The sequence below is a fragment of the Salmonella sp. SAL4457 genome (genome assembly GCF_046548235.1).
GTDB classification, from domain to species: Bacteria; Pseudomonadota; Gammaproteobacteria; order Enterobacterales; family Enterobacteriaceae; genus Salmonella; species Salmonella enterica.
Genome location: NZ_JBGDZO010000822.1, coordinates 1 through 257, shown reverse-complemented (window position 1 = coordinate 257; position 257 = coordinate 1). Strand labels below are relative to the sequence as shown.

Genomic DNA, 257 nt, shown 5'->3' with positions numbered 1-257 from the left:
GAATACCGCGGCCACCGATTCGGCGCGCCGTTCGGAGAGCTTTTGATTGTAGCCTTCGTCGCCGTAGTTGTCGGTGTGGCCTTCCAGGCGGACCTTGTCGATGTCTACCGCGAGCAGGGCGCGGGCGATCTTGGTCAGGGTGTTGCGGCTGTCGGGATTGAGACGGTCGAGATTGTTGCCGAACAGCACCTTGCTCGACATGCCGAACTCCCAGCCTTCGTCGCGGAGTTCGAAGCCCTGCTCCTGGAGCACGGCGA

The 257-nt window shown here is 62.6% G+C and carries 1 protein-coding gene; it reads right to left on the bottom strand.

Annotated elements, in window-relative coordinates; all coding sequences use genetic code 11:
- Nucleotides 1–257: OmpA family protein (locus tag ACLJNW_RS26465; protein ID WP_410961547.1), on the bottom strand; the 257-nt coding region annotated here is incomplete at both ends.